At 71.0% G+C, this 18001-nt stretch carries 14 protein-coding genes, 1 tRNA gene and 1 other RNA gene; 13 read left to right on the plus strand and 3 right to left on the minus strand.

The genetic code is table 11. The features are described from left to right. Window positions 1–19: 19 nt before the first annotated feature. A complete protein-coding gene (locus Pma05_RS12940; RefSeq protein ID WP_203857629.1) occupies window positions 20–1834 on the minus strand; it encodes a histidine kinase in 1815 nt (604 codons plus the stop codon). Window positions 1835–1989: 155 nt separating this feature from the next. Here Pma05_RS12940 and Pma05_RS12945 point away from each other — a divergent pair, with 155 nt between their 5' ends. The 5 genes from Pma05_RS12945 (at window position 1990) to Pma05_RS12965 (ending at window position 8207) form a co-directional block, all read left to right on the plus strand. Next, window positions 1990–4377 (plus strand): HAD-IC family P-type ATPase, encoded by a 2388-nt coding sequence (locus tag Pma05_RS12945; protein WP_203857630.1) that lies wholly within the window; start codon window positions 1990–1992, stop codon window positions 4375–4377. 422 nt (window positions 4378–4799) lie between these two features. Further along, a complete protein-coding gene (locus Pma05_RS12950) occupies window positions 4800–5678 on the plus strand; it encodes a hypothetical protein (RefSeq protein WP_203857631.1) in 879 nt (292 codons plus the stop codon). 188 nt (window positions 5679–5866) lie between these two features. Then, window positions 5867–6895, plus strand: coding sequence for a hypothetical protein (locus tag Pma05_RS12955; RefSeq protein ID WP_203857632.1), 1029 nt, complete (start codon window positions 5867–5869; stop codon window positions 6893–6895). Window positions 6896–7004: 109 nt separating this feature from the next. After that, window positions 7005–7547 carry an SUKH-4 family immunity protein gene (locus Pma05_RS12960; protein WP_203857633.1) on the plus strand — a complete coding sequence of 181 codons (543 nt, stop codon included), beginning with the start codon at window positions 7005–7007 and terminating at the stop codon, window positions 7545–7547. A gap of 153 nt (window positions 7548–7700) precedes the next feature. Next, entirely contained in the window at window positions 7701–8207 is a 507-nt protein-coding gene (locus Pma05_RS12965; RefSeq protein ID WP_203857634.1) for a hypothetical protein, read from the plus strand. Window positions 8208–8364: 157 nt separating this feature from the next. Here Pma05_RS12965 and Pma05_RS12970 read toward each other — a convergent pair. After that, a tRNA-Ser gene (locus Pma05_RS12970) sits at window positions 8365–8449 on the minus strand. 85 nt (window positions 8450–8534) lie between these two features. On the opposite strand from Pma05_RS12970, the gene ffs reads away from it, so the two are divergent. Continuing rightward, window positions 8535–8624, plus strand: an RNA gene (gene ffs, locus Pma05_RS12975) — signal recognition particle sRNA small type. A 249-nt stretch (window positions 8625–8873) separates the two neighbouring features. Next, window positions 8874–11480, plus strand: coding sequence for a DNA polymerase III subunit gamma and tau (locus Pma05_RS12980; RefSeq protein WP_203857635.1), 2607 nt, complete (start codon window positions 8874–8876; stop codon window positions 11478–11480). Between the two features lie 8 nt (window positions 11481–11488). Here the strand turns inward: Pma05_RS12980 and Pma05_RS43450 are convergent, their stop codons facing one another. Further along, window positions 11489–11611 carry a hypothetical protein gene (locus tag Pma05_RS43450; protein WP_275414684.1) on the minus strand — a complete coding sequence of 41 codons (123 nt, stop codon included), beginning with the start codon at window positions 11609–11611 and terminating at the stop codon, window positions 11489–11491. Between the two features lie 119 nt (window positions 11612–11730). On the opposite strand from Pma05_RS43450, the gene Pma05_RS12985 reads away from it, so the two are divergent. The 6 genes from Pma05_RS12985 to Pma05_RS13010 form a co-directional block, all read left to right on the plus strand. Continuing rightward, on the plus strand, window positions 11731–12039 hold the full coding sequence (locus Pma05_RS12985) for a YbaB/EbfC family nucleoid-associated protein (RefSeq protein ID WP_239312288.1): 309 nt from the start codon (window positions 11731–11733) through the stop codon (window positions 12037–12039). An 11-nt stretch (window positions 12040–12050) separates the two neighbouring features. Further along, window positions 12051–12644: a recombination mediator RecR gene (gene recR, locus Pma05_RS12990; RefSeq protein WP_203857637.1), complete on the plus strand. Its 594-nt coding sequence runs from the start codon at window positions 12051–12053 to the stop codon at window positions 12642–12644. Window positions 12645–13100: 456 nt separating this feature from the next. After that, on the plus strand, window positions 13101–14768 hold the full coding sequence (locus Pma05_RS12995; RefSeq protein WP_203857638.1) for an ABC transporter substrate-binding protein: 1668 nt from the start codon (window positions 13101–13103) through the stop codon (window positions 14766–14768). A gap of 114 nt (window positions 14769–14882) precedes the next feature. After that, complete coding sequence (locus Pma05_RS13000; protein ID WP_203857639.1) at window positions 14883–15887, plus strand: ABC transporter permease; 1005 nt, start codon at window positions 14883–14885, stop codon at window positions 15885–15887. Between the two features lie 108 nt (window positions 15888–15995). Continuing rightward, window positions 15996–16973 carry an ABC transporter permease gene (locus Pma05_RS13005; protein ID WP_203857640.1) on the plus strand — a complete coding sequence of 326 codons (978 nt, stop codon included), beginning with the start codon at window positions 15996–15998 and terminating at the stop codon, window positions 16971–16973. Between the two features lie 6 nt (window positions 16974–16979). After that, window positions 16980–18001 (plus strand): ABC transporter ATP-binding protein (locus tag Pma05_RS13010; RefSeq protein WP_203857641.1); only part of this gene is annotated, 1022 nt, incomplete at its 3' end.

The following is an 18001-nucleotide window of genomic DNA, read 5'->3' on the forward strand; positions in this document are numbered from 1 at the left end:
CGCCCGCTTGGGAATCGGGTCACGAGGCCGGGAGCAGGTCCTTCGACACCAGTTTGCCGTGCGTGGCGCAGAGCCGGTAGACGTCCAGCCGGGGCTGGAGCACGTCGCCGTGCGAGCGGTAGTACCGGCAGTCGGCGCCGGACGGTGTCGGCAGTGGATCCGGATCCGGCGGTTCCAGCATCTCCCGGCGGGGCAGCAGCGGGAGTGCGGTGGCCCAGTCCTGCCCGACCCGCAGTTCTGCGTACCGCGCCGGGCTGAGCACCGAGTTGCTGGTCGCGTAGAGGTAGTAGCCGAGGGCAGCGCCGCCGAGGGTCCCGGCGAACGTGGCCAGCACCATCGTCGCCGCGACCAGTCCCCGCCGGGCCTCCCGATGCACCCGGCGACGCCGGTCGGCGGCCGAGTCAGCACCCGGGAGCGCATCGGACGAGTCAGCCGCCGGGAGCGCACCGGACGAGACCGGATCCGCCGGCGCGGCCGTACCCGGGCGACCGGGCCGGCCGGGCAGTCGGGCGACGACCTCGAAACCGCCGTCCCGCGCGCCGGTGTGCAGGGTGCCGCCGGCCAGCCGTACCCGCTCGCGGAGACCGACCAGGCCGCGCCCGCCCCGGGCCGGAACCGGCGGGGGCGGCGGCGCACCGGCCGGCCGGCCGTTCGTGACACTGACCAGCACCGTCCCGGTGTCGTCGGTGTCGAGCCGGACGTTGACCGCCGTGCCGGGGGCGTGCTTGTTGGCGTTGGTCAGCGACTCCTGTACCACCCGATAGACCGCCCGCCGCACCAGCGGCGGCAGCGGTCCGGTCGGGCGCCGGTCGTGCAGTTCCACCGGCATCCCGGCCGCCCGCGCCCGATGCACCAGTTCGGCGACACCCCCAGCATCGGCCCGCAGACCCGAACCGGCGATCGGATCCCGCCCCGCCACCGGATCCCGCCCCGCCACCGGATCCCGCCCCGCCACCGGATCCCGTCCCGCCACCGGATCGGCAGCGCTCGTCGGCTCAGCATCGCCCGCCAGGTCAACATCGCCTGCCGGGGCAACATCGCCCGTCGGGACGGCACCGTCCGTCGCGTCCGGGACGCCATCGTGAGTCGGGTCGAGGTCGTCCCGGAGGACGTCGATGATGTCCCGCAACTGCCCGGTGGCAGCGGCCGCGCCGGCCCGGAGCTGACCGGCCACCGCCCGGGTCCGGTCGTCCAGGTCGGTCGAGAGTTCCAGGGCGCCGGCCCGGAGCGCGAGCAGGCTCAACTCGTGGCCGAGCGAGTCGTGCATGTCCTCGGCGATCCGGGCCCGCTCACGGAGGCGTACCTCGCGGGTCAGCATCCGCTGTTCGCGTTCGAGCTGTTCGGCCTGCTCCCAGCCGGCGGCGACCAGCGCGCGCTGCTGCCGCCGGTAGCGGCCGACCAGCCACGGGAAGAGCCCGGCGTAGACCAGCGCGCCGGCCATCGTCGCCCAGGCCACGAAGCCGGACCAGCTCAGCACCAGCGGGGTGCCCAGTACCGCGAGTGCGGAGTAGCTCGCCGCCGCCGGCCAGGTGCTGGCCATCCGCCGGCCGAGCAGATAGCTGACCAGTGGCAGGCCGAAGCAGTAGTTTCCGTCCAGCGCGCAGAGCAGTACCACGGCGAAGAGCGGGACCAGCGGCAGCCGGCGCCCCGCCGCCACCGCGCCGCCCCAGACCGCCAGGCCGCCGAGCAGCAACCCGAGGGGGTACGACCGGTGGCCGGTCCAGGCCGACGTCACCAGGGCGGCCAGCGGCGCCCAGAGCAGCAGGTCCCCGAGGAGGGCCCGGTAGAGCCGCCGCCGGCCCCCGCACCGGTCTGGCTTAGCCGCAGGTCGCACCCTCCGACGGTACGCAGCCGAGCAGTCCCCGGCGATCCGGGATGTCGCCCCGCCGACCCGGAAAAGCCGGCGTCACCGACCCTGAGAAAGGTCAGGGTCGGTGGCTGACGATCGGGCGAAGCCGAGGGGCGGCCCGGGTTCGTAGCGTCGAGCCCATGCTGACAACCGAGGCCGGGCTGAGTACTGCCCAGGTCGCCGAGCGGATCGCGGCGGGGCAGGTCAACGACGTACCGGTGCGGTCCGGGCGGAGCGTCGGGGAGATCGTCAAGGCGAACCTCTTCACCAGGATCAACGCGATCATGGGTGTGCTGTTCGGGGTGATCCTCGCGGTGGGTCCGATCCAGGATGCCCTGTTCGGCGGCGTGATCATCGCCAACACCCTGATCGGGGTGGTGCAGGAGCTGCGGGCCAAGCGCACCCTGGACCGGCTGGCGATCGTCGGCGCGGCCCGCCCGGTGGTACGCCGGGACGGTCACGCCGTCGAGGTAACCTCCGCCGACCTGGTGTTGGACGACCTGATCGAGCTGGGATCCGGCGACCAGATCGCGGTCGACGGGGTGGTGGTCGAGGCGGAGCAACTGGAGGTCGACGAGTCGCTGCTGACCGGCGAGGCCGACCCGGTGGTGAAGCAGGTCGGCGACCCGCTGCTCTCCGGCAGTTTCGTCACTGCCGGTGCCGGGGCGATGCGGGCCACCAAGGTCGGCCGGGCGGCGTACGCGGCCCGGCTCGCCGAGGAGGCCAGCCGGTTCACCCTGGTCAACTCGGAGCTGCGCGGCGGGCTCAACACCATCCTGCGGTTCGTCACCTGGCTGATCGTCCCGACCGGACTGGCCCTGATCGTCAGCCAGTACCTGGTCAACTCCGACGACCTGCCGGAGGCGGTCCGCCGGATGGTCGCCGGGTTGGTCCCGATGGTGCCGGAGGGGCTGGTCCTGCTCACCTCGGTGGCGTTCGCGGTCGGGGTGATCCGGCTCGGCCGGCGACGCTGCCTGGTGCAGGAGTTGCCGGCGATCGAGGGACTGGCCCGGGTCAGCGTGGTCTGCCTGGACAAGACCGGCACGCTCACCGACGCGGCGATGGCGGTGGCCGAGGTACGCCAGCTCGACCCGACCGCCCCGGTTCCGGAGTTGCTCGGTCTGCTCGGCGCCGCCGACGAGCGGCCGAACGCCAGCCTGCGGGCGATCGTCGAGGCGTACCCGGCGCCGCCGAGCGGAACGGGGTCGACGGCGGGGTGGCGGATCGGGGAGCGGATCCCGTTCTCGTCGGTCCGGAAGTGGAGCGGGGCCACCCTCACCGACCCGGACGGGATCAGCGCGCAGTGGCGGCTCGGCGCCCCGGACGTACTGCTGCCGGCCGGGCACCCGGCGCTGACCGAGGCGGACGAGTACGGTGCCCGGGGGCTACGGGTGCTGTTGCTGGCCCGGACCACCACCGCCGACGGGTTGGCGCCGGAGCCGGTGCACCCGGTCGCGCTGGTGGTGCTCGCCCAGCGGCTCCGCCCGGAGGCGCCCGACACGTTGCGCTACTTCGCCGAGCAGGGCGTGGCGGTGAAGGTCCTCTCCGGCGACAACGCGCTGTCGGTGGGCGCGGTGGCCCGTACCCTCGGACTGCCCGGTGCCGAGCACCCGGTCGACGCCCGGGAACTCCCCACCGATCCGGCGGAACTCGCCGAGGTGGTGCAGCGGCACACGGTGTTCGGCCGGGTCGGGCCGCAGCAGAAGCGGGACATGGTCGCGGCGCTCCAGGGCGCCGGGCACACGGTGGCGATGACCGGGGACGGGGTCAACGACGTACTCGCGCTCAAGGACGCGGACATCGGGGTGGCGATGGGCTCGGGCAGTCCGGCCAGCCGGGCGGTGGCCCAGATCGTGCTGCTGGACAACAACTTCGGCGCGCTGCCGGCGGTGGTCGCCGAGGGGCGGCGGGTGATCGGCAACATCGAGCGGGTCGCGAACCTGTTCCTGACCAAGACGGTCTACTCGGTGCTGCTCGCCGTGATCGTGGTGCTGAGCCAGGTGCCGTACCCGTTCCTGCCTCGGCATTTGACCATCATCTCGTCGCTGACCATCGGCATTCCGGCGTTCTTCCTGGCGCTGGCGCCCAACCACGAGCGGGCCCGGCCCGGTTTCGTGGGCCGGGTGCTGCGGTTCGCCGTACCGTCCGGGGTGGTGGCGATGGCGGCGACGATCACGTCGTACCTGGTCGCCCGGAGCGTCTACGGCGGCGACCTGGCCGCGGAGACCTCGGCCGCGACGCTGACCCTGTTCCTGGTCGGGCTCTGGGCGGTGGCGATCATCGCCCGGCCGTACACCTGGTGGCGGATCCTGCTGGTGCTGGCCCTCGGGTGTGCGTTCGCGGTCATCCTGGTGGTGCCGTTCCTCCAGGAGTTCTTCCAGTTGAGCCTGGTCGGGACGACCGCGCCGGGCATCGCGGTCGGGCTCGCGGTCGCCGCCGGGGCGCTGCTGGAACTGATCCGGGTCACCCTGCGCCGGACCGGCGCCGACACTCCCGCGGTACGCCGACAGCCTGCCGGTACGCCGTGAAACGGCGCGCCGAACCGCGGTAACCCGCCCGGGGAGGCTCTTCGGCAAGGGGTGGTCGACAGCCGACCGCCCAGGCCGAATGCTCTCGAGGACCAGTCGTCGCCTCGGGAGCATCCGGCGGCACCCACAATTCGTGGCCTACGTGTCGCCGGCGTGGCTTACGTGTCGTCGCAGCGTTACCGTCCAAGCCCCGACCGCCGCCGTACGCCGGTTGCCGGTGTCGGGTCTCTTTCTCGGCTACCCGGAAGGGCGGCACGAATTGGTGAGTCGAGTGTGGACCTCTATCTCGTAACGTCGTTGTCGGCCGGGAGAACCCAGGTCGGAGGCGGTTCGGCCCCGAAAGAAAGTGAGTTCGGGGAACTGTCGGGGAATTGACAGTACGGGCGCCCGAACAGGGAACGAGAAATGAGGAGAGCTGCCCGATGTACGTACGACGGAATGGTGCTGGGCGTACCCGACGGATCGCCACCACGGCGGGCCTGGCGTCCGCCGCGTTGCTGGTGACCCAGTTGGCGCTGGTCGCGCCGGCCAGCGCGGTCCCCGGCCTGATGTTGAAGGTGACGGGCGGCCCGAGCAACAGCGACTGGAAGACGACGAACGCGCAGTGCCCGGTCGGCACGACGGTGCTCGGCGGCGGCGGGCGGATCGTGAGCGACAACGGGAACGGTCAGGTGACAATGGACACCATGCTGCCGCTGTTCGGCGGCGGAGGATATTCGGTGACCGGTCGGGAGGACGGCAACGGGTTCGGCGGCGACTGGTCGATCACCACCAGCGCGCTCTGCGCACCGGAAGCGGCCGGCCTGGAGACCCGGACCCAGCTCTCGGACAACAACTCCAACGTCGGCAAGACGATGGACGTCGAGTGCCCGCCCGGTAAGAAGGTCCTCGGTCTCGGCGCCGACATGTCCGGCGGGATGGGCCGGGTGGTCATCGACGACCTGCGGCCGAGCGCCGACCTGACCAAGATCACGGTGGCCGGCATGGAGGACGGCGGCCCCGACTACCTCGACAACTGGACCATGGTCGGCAAGGCGATCTGCGCGACCCCGCCGGCCGGACTGGTCCGGGTCACCGGCTTCGGGACGCTGGACTCGAACACCCCGAAGACGGCGGTCGCGCGGTGCCCGGAGGGCAAGCGGGTACACGGCGTCGGCGGCGAGATCGACAACGGCCAGGGCGAGGTCCGGATGACCGCGATGTGGGCGAACTCGTCCACCACGGTCACCGTGACCGGCGCCGAGGAGGAGGGCGGCTACGGGAACAGTTGGGCCGTCAAGGCGTACGCGATCTGCGCCTGACCTGCGCCGGCTCCGCCGTACCCCCGGATCCCCGTCCGCCCGCGCAGGGCGCACGGGGATCCGTCGTCATTCCGGCTGCCGTGGGCGCCGGCCGGCGAACTCCCGGGTTGGTATCGCCGGGACCCCGGGCAGCACGAATATCCTCTGAATCGGCCGACGGCCGACGGCCGACGAAGCGGGGTGGCGTGGTGGGTCTGCGGGGCGATCAGGGCTGGCGAGCGCTTCCGGCGAGCGTACGGGCCGAGGTCCGCCGTCGAGCGGGGAGCGGCGACGGGCATCCGGATCCCGCCGTCGCGGAGGCGGCCGTGGCCTGGGCGGGGCGGGCTCGCCTGACCCGGACCGGGTTGCTCGCGGGCTGTTACGTGGCGCTGGTGTTCGCCGCCGGCTTTGCCGCCAGCAGCTTCGCACCACTGGCCACGATGACCGGCTGGGGCGAAGGGCTCGTGGTCACCGCCGTCCTGGTGCTGCCCTTGACGGTGGTAGTCGGGGCCGCCCGCAGGCTGAGCCGGTCACCGGCCGACATCACAGCCGCCAACCTCGCGGTGCTGGTCGAGAACGAGCCTGCCGGAACGGTCGAACCGCCGTCGGTGCCGATGGTGCCGATGGCGATCCGCCTCCGCCGGCCGCTGCTCTCCTGGATCTGGCAACTGTTCCTCTCCCTGCTCTGCTTCTGGAACTTCGCGCGGGGCGAGAGCCTGCTGCGGCTGGGCTCCTGGCCCTACCTCGTACTCGGGATCCTGCTGGCCCTGGCGGCGGTGGCCGGGTACGCGCAGTCACGCAGGCCGCTGGCGCTGCTCGCCCCCGATGGCGTACGCCTCGTTCGGGCCGGGACACCCGAGCCGATCCCGTGGGCGGAGATCGCACACGTCCGGCCCCTCGTGGCGACCGTCTGGAACCCTCCGCACGGCTTCAGGGTGACGTACCGCAGCTTCGTGGCCTGGGAGATGCCGGGCGTTCCCGATCCCGAACGCCGGCTCGGAATCGACGGCGACGACGAGTATCCGGTGCTCTCCCGTCGGCCACCGGGATTCCTCTTCGACACCGCCCGGATCCAGCCCGACGCCCTGGAGGTCATCCGAGCCTGCCGCGCCTTCGCCGCCGCTGCCGCTGCCGGATCTTCGGTGGAGGTCGGTTCCTCGGTCGAAGTCGGTTCGTCGGTCGAAGTGGAGAAGCGCGCCGAGGACGGCGCACGCGTTTCCGGCACCGGCTCCGAGTGAGCTGATTTCCAGGCGAGTCGGGCCGCGCACGGCCCGACCGAGGTAGTCGACGCGGAGTACGTACCACCACGCTGCCATCCAAAGGGTCAAGGAGAAGGAAAATATGGTCATGCGCCAGGACATGGTGGAGCTGTACGGCTCCGAAAAGCTTGTCACCGTGTCGTCAGAGGATGTCGAGCGTCTTCGGCTCCGCGCAGCGGACGCGGAGGTGTTGACGATGGTCGGGCTCCCTCGGCTCAGTTCGCCGTTCTTCACGACCGACGTGCAGGGCGGGCCCGAGTTCCTGCGCATTATCGATGTCACGACGCGGGACGGCAAGGAGCACCGAGAGGTCATCATCGGCGGGCCGCCCGGTGACCCCGGGATGCGGTTCTCCGTGTCCGCGTACGAAGGTTTCATCACACTGGCCCAGTTGGAGGGGACGCGGCCGCGAGGCGAGATCGTGAACAACAACCTGAGCGAATTCGTCGAGTTCCTCTACCGGATCGAACTCCACCGGACCCGTGCGGCGGATGATCCGGCCCGCAGGGAAGAGCAACTCGAAGAGCTAAGGAACACGCTGATGAAGATTGATCCGCACTCGTTCGAGCTAGCGGACGACTGGTGGTCGATCGTTCTCCACCAGTTGGGGGGAGGCGGAATCGGGTGGTGAACATACCGCGTGGACGGCCACGGCCTGCACGTTCATCCCGCAGACGCGGTGCTTGCCGGAGAACAGGTCCTGCAGCGACCGAGACGCCAGATCGATGACCTGGACCGAAGGCCGGCCGATCGGGGCATGTCATCTCGGTTAGCATGCGCGCCCATGGCAGACATCCGGGAATTCCTGGTATCGATGAACCTGTCCGGCGACCTGTCCGACACAGAGATCGCCGAACTGCGCTGGCACCTGGGCCTCGGGCCGCAGCCCGAGGAGTTCACCATCATCACCGACTTCACGAACACGGACATCGATGAAGACGGGAACCCGGTTACGATCAACGAGCCGTACCCGGTGTGGGGTCGGGAGCCGTACCCGGCTCGACGCATCGGCGGGGTGGTCTTCTCCCTGCTGGTTCACGAGGAGACCGAGTGGGGCGGTCGCTGGGCGCTCACCTGCCGCTGGGAGATCCACCCCGAACAGCACGAAATCGTGGCGAAGCTGTTCGACTGGCTGGCGACGTACGAGACGGATCATGGCTTCATGGGCTATCTGCGCTGGTACGAGGACGACTGGCCGGAATGGCCGGTCGGCATCGAGGGCGGCGCCCTGGTGGTGCACCACGAGCAGGGCTTCGAGCCGTTCGCCCAGGCAGCCCTGCTGCGGGCCTGATGACGGAGCACCCGGTTTAAGATCCGGCAACCACACCGGAGGGGTCAGGTTCGTCGGGGGTACTCGTACCGGTCAACTGAGACCGAAACTGAGACCACAAGATCAACGCCCGGTGGGTCCGTTACGACCTACCGGGCATTGATGCTGCTCAGGTGAGCGGAGGATACGAGATTCGAACTCGTGAGGGTGTGAACCCAACACGCTTTCCAAGCGTGCGCCCTAGGCCTCTAGGCGAATCCTCCGTCCGACAGGATACAGGCTCCCCGGCGTACGCCCACCCCGCCCATCCCCCCGAAGATCCCACAGCCGGCCGGGTACACTTGGCGGCACCCCCCGTGTGGCGTCACCTCGTGAACCTCCCCAGGGCCGGAAGGCAGCAAGGATAAGCGGGCTCTGGCGGGTGCACGGGGGGCCTTGTCTTCCCCCGAACGTCCCTGATCAGCCCTCTGGCCAGGCCCGAGGTCGCCGGCCCAGCCGGGGTACGGCCCAACCCGGCCCGGCCGACCAGGCGCGCCACACCACCCGCCCGACCATGATCACCCCGGGTCCGGCACCCACCACCCGGCCCGCGTGATCGACGTGAAAACGTCGGGCGCGCGTGACAACCTGGCACGCGGCAGCGCGGCACCGGGTGGAGAATGGCCCGGTCGAGAGGAGGCGGGACGAGTGGCACTGGCGCTCTACCGCAAGTACCGGCCCCGCACGTTCGCCGAGGTGATCGGGCAGGAGCACGTCACCGAGCCGCTGTCCCAGGCGTTGCGTACCGGTCGGTTGAACCACGCCTACCTCTTCTCCGGTCCACGTGGCTGCGGCAAGACCTCCAGCGCCCGGATCCTGGCCCGATCGCTCAACTGCGCGCAGGGGCCGACCCCGGAGCCGTGCGGGGTCTGCGACTCCTGCAAGAGCCTGGCCGCCGACGGGGCCGGCTCGATCGACGTGATCGAGATCGACGCGGCCAGCCACGGTGGCGTGGACGACGCCCGCGAGCTGCGCGAACGTGCCTTCTTCGCGCCGGCCAGCAGCCGCTTCAAGATCTATGTGATCGACGAGGCGCACATGGTCTCGACCCAGGGCTTCAACGCCCTGCTCAAGCTGGTCGAGGAGCCGCCGGAGTACGTCAAGTTCATCTTCGCCACCACCGAGCCGGAGAAGGTCCTCGGCACGATCAAGTCGCGGACCCATCATTACCCGTTCCGGCTGATCCCGCCGGGCGTGCTCCGCCCCTACCTGGAGCAGCTCGCCTCGGCCGAGGGCGTCAAGATCGAGCCGGCGGTCTTCCCGCTCGTCGTCCGGGCCGGCGGCGGCAGTGCCCGGGACTCGCTCTCGGTGCTCGACCAACTTATCGCCGGTGCCGGCCCGGAGGGGGTCAGCTATTCCCGCGCGGTCGCCCTGCTCGGGGTGACCGACGTCGCCCTGATCGACGAGATGTGCGACGCGCTGGCCGCCGGGGACGGCGCTGCCGCGTACGCCACCATCGACCGGGTCGCCGAGGCCGGGCACGATCCGCGCCGGTTCGCCTCCGACCTGCTCGAACGGCTCCGTGACCTGATCGTCATGCGGCAGGTGCCGGACGCGGTCGCCAAGGGCCTGATCGACGGCCCGGCCGACCAGGCCGAGCGGATGGCCGCCCAGGCCGAACGGCTCGGCCCGGCCACACTGTCCCGCTGTGCCGACATCGTGCACAACGGCCTGGTCGAGATGCGCGGCACCACTGCCCCGCGACTGCTGCTCGAACTGATCTGCGCCCGGATGCTGCTGCCCGGCGCCGAGGACTCCACCGGCAGCCTGCTGCAACGCCTCGAACGCGTGGAGCGCCGCCTCACCCTCTCCGGCGACGCCGCCCCGCCCGCCGCCGCCAGCCGCCCGCCGGCCGCCGCCGTAGACCCGGGCACGCCCCCCGCGACCGCTCCCGCACCGCCGGCCGCAGCCAGCGCCGCGCCCATCGCTCCCCCTCGGGAGGTACCCGAAACCGCCGCACCCGGGCCCAGCCAGGCGCCCGCCGGAGCAGCCGTGGAGCACCCGGCCGCCCCGGAGCAGCCGGCTCGGCGGCCGGTCCCGCCGGAGGCGGTGATGCCCGACCCGGCCACCCCGGATCCGGTACCGGCCGGTGCCGAGCCGACGGGCGACCTCGACGCCGCCGCCGTACGCCGGGTCTGGGGCGATGTCGTCGGCATGGTCAACCGCAGCAACAAGCGGATAGCCGCCCTGATGCGCGATGCGGTCGTACGCGACCTCGACGGCGACACCCTGGTCCTCACCGTCAAGTCTCCGGTACTCGCCCAGATGCTCGCCAACGCCTCCGGTGTACTCACCGACGCCCTCTACGAGGAGCTGGGCGGGCGCTGGCAGATCCGTTGCGAGGTGGCCGGCGAGCAGCGTGGACCGGCACCGACCGCCCCGCCCCGGCAGGCGACCGGCAGCGGACCGACCACGAACAGCACCCAGCCCCGGAACGGCGGCAACGGCTCGGCCTCGTCCGGCGGCAGCCGGGGCGCGACCGGTGGCCGGGAGCGCACGACCGGCGCCTCCGGCTCGGGCAGCGGTGCGCCGTCCAGCGCCGATGACGACGACTGGCCGGAACCGGCCCGACCAGGTGGCACCGCGCCGAGCGGATCGGCCGACGACGACTGGCCGGAGCCGACCCCACCCGGCGGCAACGGTCCCGCCCCCACGACGGGTACGACACCCGGAGTCTCGTCCTCCCCGACCGGACGAGGTGACGCTCGACATCCGGGCGAGGGCGGCAGCGGTGCGCCGGCGGCCGGCAGTGGCCCGACCGGCAGCGCCGGTACCCGTACCAACGGCACCGGCGCGTCGAGCGGCAACGGTGTCCGGCCGGCGGGCAGGGGCGGCCCGACCGGCGGCAACGGGACCACGGTCGGCGGTAACGGCGTACCCGCCGGTCACGGCGCCGGCAGCGACGGAGTCGGGGCGGCGAACGGTGGGCGTACCAGCGGAGGAGCGGGCGGCGGCGCGGTCAGTTCCGGGCTCGCGGCGGCCCGGGCGGCGGCGGCCGGCCGGGCACCGAAACCCGCCCCGGCCCCGGAGCGGACGGCGGACCGGGACTGGGCCGGCGAGCCGCCCTACGACCCCGAATACGACGGCGCGCGCCCGTCGGCGGGGGTCGGATACGAGGGTTTCGACCCGGGTGACGAGCCCCTCGACGAGGTGATCGACGAGCGGACCGCCCGGCAGACCAGTGAACAGCAGGCGGTGCAGTTGTTGCAGCAGACCCTCGGCGCGGAGCGGATCGGCGAGGTCGACCTCAAGTAGCCGACCTCTCAGTAGTCGACCTCAAGCAGCAGCCGCGTCTGCTGGCCGACGTCCACCACCGGTCCGGTGAGCGGCCCGCCGTCGAGGACCTCGGTGGCCAGGGTGATGGCGGTGGGGCGGCCTGACGTCACCGATCCGTCCTGCCGGCCGGGCGCGGGCCGTCGAGCCGTCCGCGACCGGTCCGACTAGGCTGGACGCGACCAGTTTCCGCAACCGAGGAGTCGCCGTGCGCCCGGGTGGACAGCCCAACCTGCAACAGATGATGAAGCAGGCGCAGAAGATGCAGCAGCAGCTCGCCGCCGCGCAGGCGGAGCTGGCCGAGGCGGAGCTGACCGGTACGGCCGGGGGCGGGCTGGTCACCGTGACCATCTCCGGTGCCGGCGAGGTCAAGGCCATCAAGATCGACCCGAAGGCGGTCGACCCGGAGGACGTCGAGACCCTCGAAGATCTCGTGCTGGCGGCCGTGCACAACGCCCACGACGAGGTACGCAAGCTGACCGAGGAGAAGATGGGCCCGGTCACCGGCGGCATGGGCGGCCTCGGCCTGCCCGGTTTCTGAGCCACCCCGCGATGTACGAGGGTGCCATCCAGGATCTGATCGACGAGTTGGGGCGCCTGCCGGGGGTCGGTCCGAAGAGCGCCCAGCGGATTGCCTTCCATGTGCTCTCGGCCGATCCGGCCGACGTCACCCGGCTGGCCACCGCGCTGCGCCGGGTCAAGGAGCTGGTGCGGTTCTGCACCGTCTGCTACAACGTCGCCGAGTCCGAGCAGTGCCGGGTCTGCCGCGACCCACGCCGGAGCGAAGAGGTGCTCTGTGTGGTCGAGGAGCCCAAGGACGTGGTGGCGATCGAGCGGACCGGCGAGTTCCGGGGCCGCTACCACGTGCTCGGCGGCGCGATCAACCCGCTGGAGGGCGTCGGCCCGGACAACCTGCGGATCCGGGAACTGCTGGCCCGGCTCGGCACCGGCTCGGTCCGCGAGCTGATCCTGGCCACCGATCCGAACACCGAGGGCGAGGCCACCGCCACCTATCTGGCCCTGATGGTCAAGCCGATGGGCATCGCGGTGACCCGGCTCGCCAGCGGCCTGCCGGTCGGCGGCGACCTGGAGTACGCCGACGAGATCACCCTGGGCCGCGCCTTCGAGGGCCGCCGCGCCGTCTGACCCGCTCGCGCGGTCTGACCCGTGCTCTCCGCACGGTCTGACCGGCTGGCCGTTCCGTCTGATGTGCTGGTCGCGCGGGTCTGACCTGCTGGCCGAGGTCTTCCGGGCCGGCGCCGCACCACCCCCTCCGGTGCGGGGCCGGCCGCCCTTGTTCAGCCTTCCGACGGGCTTCGTTCCACCGCCGTTCAGACCCGCTGGCGACCCCGCCGTCCGTCTGACATCGCTTGTGATCAACCCGACGGACGATGTAACAAATTCGCATAGCCAGATCCGGACAAAGGCCCCGATTGTCGACTGCGCGCGACGCTCTGTCGCTGGTGCCATGACGGTAAAGACACGATCCGGTACCAACCCATTCGCGGGCCGTTTCCGCCCGGTCCGCACGGCGGCTAATGTCTCGCCATCGGTGGCCCCCGTCACCGCGTTTGTCGTATCCACAGGACGAGGTGAAGCACCATGCGTGCACCAAGACCGAAGGTCGCCATCGCGGCCGTAGCGGTCGCGGCCCTCGCGGTAGCCGGCTGTGCCGAGAGCGACCGCGGCGATTCGGGCGCAAGCCAGAAGGACACCCTGGTCTTCGGCGTGGCCGGCGACCCGAAGGTGCTCGACCCCAGCCTGGCCAGTGACGGTGAGTCGCTGCGGGTCGCCCGTCAGGTCTTCGAGACGCTGGTCCGCCCCGAGGAGGGTGGCACCAAGATCACGCCCGGCCTGGCCGAGACCTGGACCCCGGACGCGACCGGCACCGTCTGGACCTTCAAGCTCCGCTCGGGCGTGAAGTTCCACGACGGTACGGACTTCAACGCCGAGGCGGTCTGCGTCAACTTCAACCGCTGGTACAACGCCAAGGGTCTGATGCAGAGCCCGGACGTCACGCCGTACTGGCAGGACGTGATGGGTGGCTTCGCCGCCAACGAGCGGGACGACCTGCCGCCGAGCCTCTTCAAGTCCTGCACCGCCAAGGACGCGACCACCGTCGATCTCGCCTTCACCCGCGTCTCCAGCAAGGTCCCGGCCGCGCTGATGCTGCCGTCGTTCTCCATCCACAGCCCGAAGGCGCTGGAGCAGTACCAGGCCAGCACCATCGGCGGTAGCGCGGACAACATCCAGTACCCGTCGTACGCGATGGAGCACCCGACCGGCACCGGGCCGTTCAAGTTCAAGTCCTGGGACATCGCCAACAAGACGCTGACCCTGGAGCGGAACGAGGAGTACGGCGGCACGCAGAAGGCCAAGCTGAAGACCCTCATCTTCAAGACCATCTCGGACGAGAACGCCCGGAAGCAGGCGCTGCGCTCCGGCGACATCCAGGGCTACGACCTGGTCGGTCCGGCGGACGTCGAGCCGTTGAAGAGCGAGGGCTTCAACATGCTGACCCGCCCGGCGTTCAACATCCTCTACCTGGCGATGAACCAGAACGGCGGGAACCCGAAGCTCAAGGACCTCCGGGTCCGGCAGGCGATCGCGTACGCCCTGAACCGGCAGGCGCTGGTCGACTCGAAGCTGCCCCCGGGCGCCAAGGTCGCCACCCAGTTCATGCCGGACACGGTGGAGGGCTGGAACCCGCAGGTCACCACGTACGACTACAACGTGGAGAAGGCCAAGCAGCTGCTCGCCGAGGCGGGCGCCAGCAACCTGACGCTGCGGTTCCACTACCCGACCGAGGTCACCCGGCCGTACATGCCGAACCCGAAGGACCTCTTCGAGCTGCTCTCGGCCGACCTCCAGGCCGTCGGCATCAAGATCACGCCGATCCCGCTGAAGTGGACCCCGGACTACCTCAACGCCACCAGCACCGGCACCGAGCACGACCTGCACTTCCTGGGTTGGACCGGTGACTACGGCGACGGCTACAACTTCATCGGCACCATGTTCGACCGGCAGAAGCCGGAGTGGGGCTTCAACAACCCGGCGCTGTTCGAGCTGTTCAAGAAGGCCGACACCACCGCGGACGCCACCGCCCGGTACGAGGTCTACAAGGAGCTCAACGCCGAGGTCATGAAGTTCCTGCCGGGTGTGCCGATCTCGCACTCGCCGCCGGCGATCGTGTTCGGTAAGGACGTGACCGGCGTCAAGGCGAGCCCGCTCACCGACGAGCGGTTCGCCACCGCCGAGTTCAAGTCCTGACATAGAGAAAAGGGACCGCGGGCGGGCGCGCCCTGATCCCGGCCGGTAGACCCCGGCCGGAGGTCAGCCGAGCGCCCGCCCGCGCGACCCTCCGCACCCCGCCAGAGGCCGCCCGTGTTCCGGTTCATCGTCAGACGCCTGTTGCAGCTGATACCCGCGCTCTTCGGGCTCTCCATCCTGTTGTTCATCTGGCTGCACCGGCTGCCCGGCGGCCCGGAGACCGCGATCCTGGGCGAGCGTGGCACCCCGGAGATGCGCGCCGCGATCCGGGACAACCTCGGGCTCGACGAGCCGGTCCTGGTGCAGTACGGCCGGTTCATGCAGCGCATGTTCCGGCTCGACCTGGGCACCTCGATCGCCACCAAGCGCGAGGTGACCACCGAGTTCCTGCAACGCTTCCCGGGTACCGTCGAACTGGCCACGACCGCGATGATCATCGCGATCCTGGTCGGCATCCCGCTCGGCTACCTCGCCGCCCGCCGTCGCGGCCGGCTCCTCGACCACGTCTCGGTGGCCGGATCGCTGATCGGGGTCTGCATCCCGGTCTTCTTCCTGGCTTACGTGCTCAAGGCGATCTTCGCGGAGAACCTGCACCTCTTCCCGGCCAGCGGCCGGCAGGACCCGACGATCGAGGCGACCCGGATCACCAACTTCTTCGTCCTGGACGGACTGATGACCCGGGAGTGGGACGCCGCCGCCGACGCGCTCTGGCATCTCGTGCTCCCCGGCCTCGCCCTGGCCAGCATCCCGCTGGCGATCATCGTCCGGATCACCCGGGCGAGCGTGCTGGAGGTACTCGGCGAGGACTTCGTCCGGACCGCCGAGGCCAAGGGCCTGACCGAGCGGGTCGTACGCCGCCGGCACGTGCTGCGCAACGCCATGCTGCCGGTGGCCACCACGATCGGCCTGCTCACCGGCGGTCTGCTCTCCGGCGCGGTACTCACCGAGACGGTCTTCGCGTTCAGCGGCATCGGGGCGTTCATCGCCGACTCGATCAGCCAGCGGGACTATCCGGTGCTGATGGGCTTCATCATGATCATTGCGGTGCTCTTCGTACTGGTGAACCTGCTGGTCGACCTGTCGTACAGCCTGATCGACCCGAGGGTGAGGGTCCGGTGAGCGCGAGGAATGAGCTTGCGAGTCCCGCAGTCGCGAACGAAGGCGGGCTCCGATGAGAGGGCCGGCGCAGCGCGTGAGCACCGTAGTCGCGAACGGATGGTGGGCCCGATGACGATCACCGAACGGGCCAGGAAGAAGGCCGAGAAGCTCGACCGGCTCGGCGAACTCTCCGCGGCCCGCGACGAGGAGCGCGGCGTCAGCCTCTGGCAGGAGGCGTTCCGCCGGCTCCGGCGCAACCCGGCGGCCATCGTCGGTGCCGTCGTACTCGGCATCTTCCTGCTGGTCGCGATCGTCGGGCCGTTCTTCGTGCCGTTCGGGCCGACCGACACCATCGGGATCCGGGAGGGCCTGGTCAAGTCGGGCCAGGGCATCATCCCCGGCCCCTCCGGCGACCACTGGCTCGGCTTCGACCACCAGGGCCGGGACGAGTTCAGCCGGCTGATCGTCGGGGCCCGGCAGACCCTGCTGGTCGGCGTGGTCTCCACGCTGATCGGTCTGGCGATCGGCGCCCTGGTCGGCGGCGTCGCCGGTGCCGCCGCCGGGCTCGGCGGGCGCTGGGGGCGCTGGGTCGACACCACACTGATGCGGATCGTCGACATGATGCTGGCGCTGCCGAGCCTGCTGCTCGCGGTCAGCATCGCGGCACTGCTCGGCGCCAGCCTGACCACCGTGATGATCGCGGTCGGCGTGGTCTCGGTACCGGTCTTCGCCCGGCTGCTGCGCGGCGCGATGATCGCCCAGGCGAACAGCGACTACGTACTCGCCGCGACCTCGCTCGGGGTACGCCGCTCGAAGATCGCGCTCGGCCACATACTGCCGAACTCGCTGGCCCCGGTCATCGTGCAGGCCACCCTGACCCTGGCCACCGCGATCATCGAGGCGGCGGCGCTCTCCTTCCTCGGCCTCGGCAACCCGGACACGGCGATACCGGAGTGGGGCGTGATGCTCGCCGACGCGCAGCCGTACCTGGGCATCCGGCCGGCGCTGGCGATCTATCCGGCGGTCGGGATCATCATCACCGCGCTGGGCTTCACCCTGCTCGGTGAGGCGATGCGCGAGGCCCTCGACCCGAAGCTGCGGAAGTGATCTGTCATGGCACTGCTTGATGTGGACGATCTCTCCGTCACGTTCCGCCAGCGCGGAAAGCGTACGGTCCGGGCGGTCGACGGTGTCTCGTTCGCGGTGAACGCGGGCGAGGTCGTCGGGCTGGTCGGCGAGTCCGGTTGCGGCAAGAGCGTGACCTCGCTGGCGCTGATGGGGCTGCTGCCCCGGCAGCCCGGGATCTCGGTCGAGGGCCGGGCCGACTTCGACGGTACCGACCTGCTCCGGGTCGACCGGCGGACGATGCGGGACATCCGGGGCCGGGACGTCGCGATGATCTTCCAGGACCCGCTCTCCTCGCTCAACCCGGTGATCCCGATCGGCCGGCAGGTGACCGAGGTACTGGCCCGGCACCGTGGGCTCAGTGGCGACGCGGCCCGCAAGGAGGCCGCCGAACTGCTGGACCGGGTCGGCATCCCGGACCCGAACCGGCGGCTCAAGGAATATCCGCACCAGCTCTCCGGCGGGATGCGCCAGCGGGCGCTGATCGCGATCGCGGTCGCCTGCCGCCCCCGGCTGCTGATCGCCGACGAGCCCACCACGGCGCTCGACGTGACCATCCAGGCGCAGATCCTGGAACTGCTCAAGGATCTGGTACGCGACTCCGGCACCGCCCTGGTGATGATCACCCACGATCTGGGTGTGGTCGCCGGGATGTGCGACACCGTCAACGTGCTGTACGCCGGCCGGGTGGTGGAGACCGCCCGCCGCAAGCCGCTCTTCGCCGAGCCGAGGCACCCGTACACGGTGGGGTTGCTCGGCTCGATTCCCCGGCTGGACGCCGGGCGGGGCGAACGGCTCTCGCCGATCCGGGGCTCGGTCCGGGACGTGTTGCCCTGGGCGGACGGCTGCGCCTTCGCGCCGCGCTGCGACCGGCAGGTGGAGGCGTGTCTCGGGCAGCCGCCGCAGCTCGCGCTGACCCACACCGACCGGACGTACCGGTGCGTCAACCCGGTGCCGCCGCCCGGATCGGCCCCGGCCACCCCGGCAGCGGAGCCGGCCGTCCCGAAGCA

Origin of the sequence: Plantactinospora mayteni (assembly GCF_016862935.1) — a bacterium.
GTDB classification, from domain to species: domain Bacteria; phylum Actinomycetota; class Actinomycetes; order Mycobacteriales; family Micromonosporaceae; genus Plantactinospora; species Plantactinospora mayteni.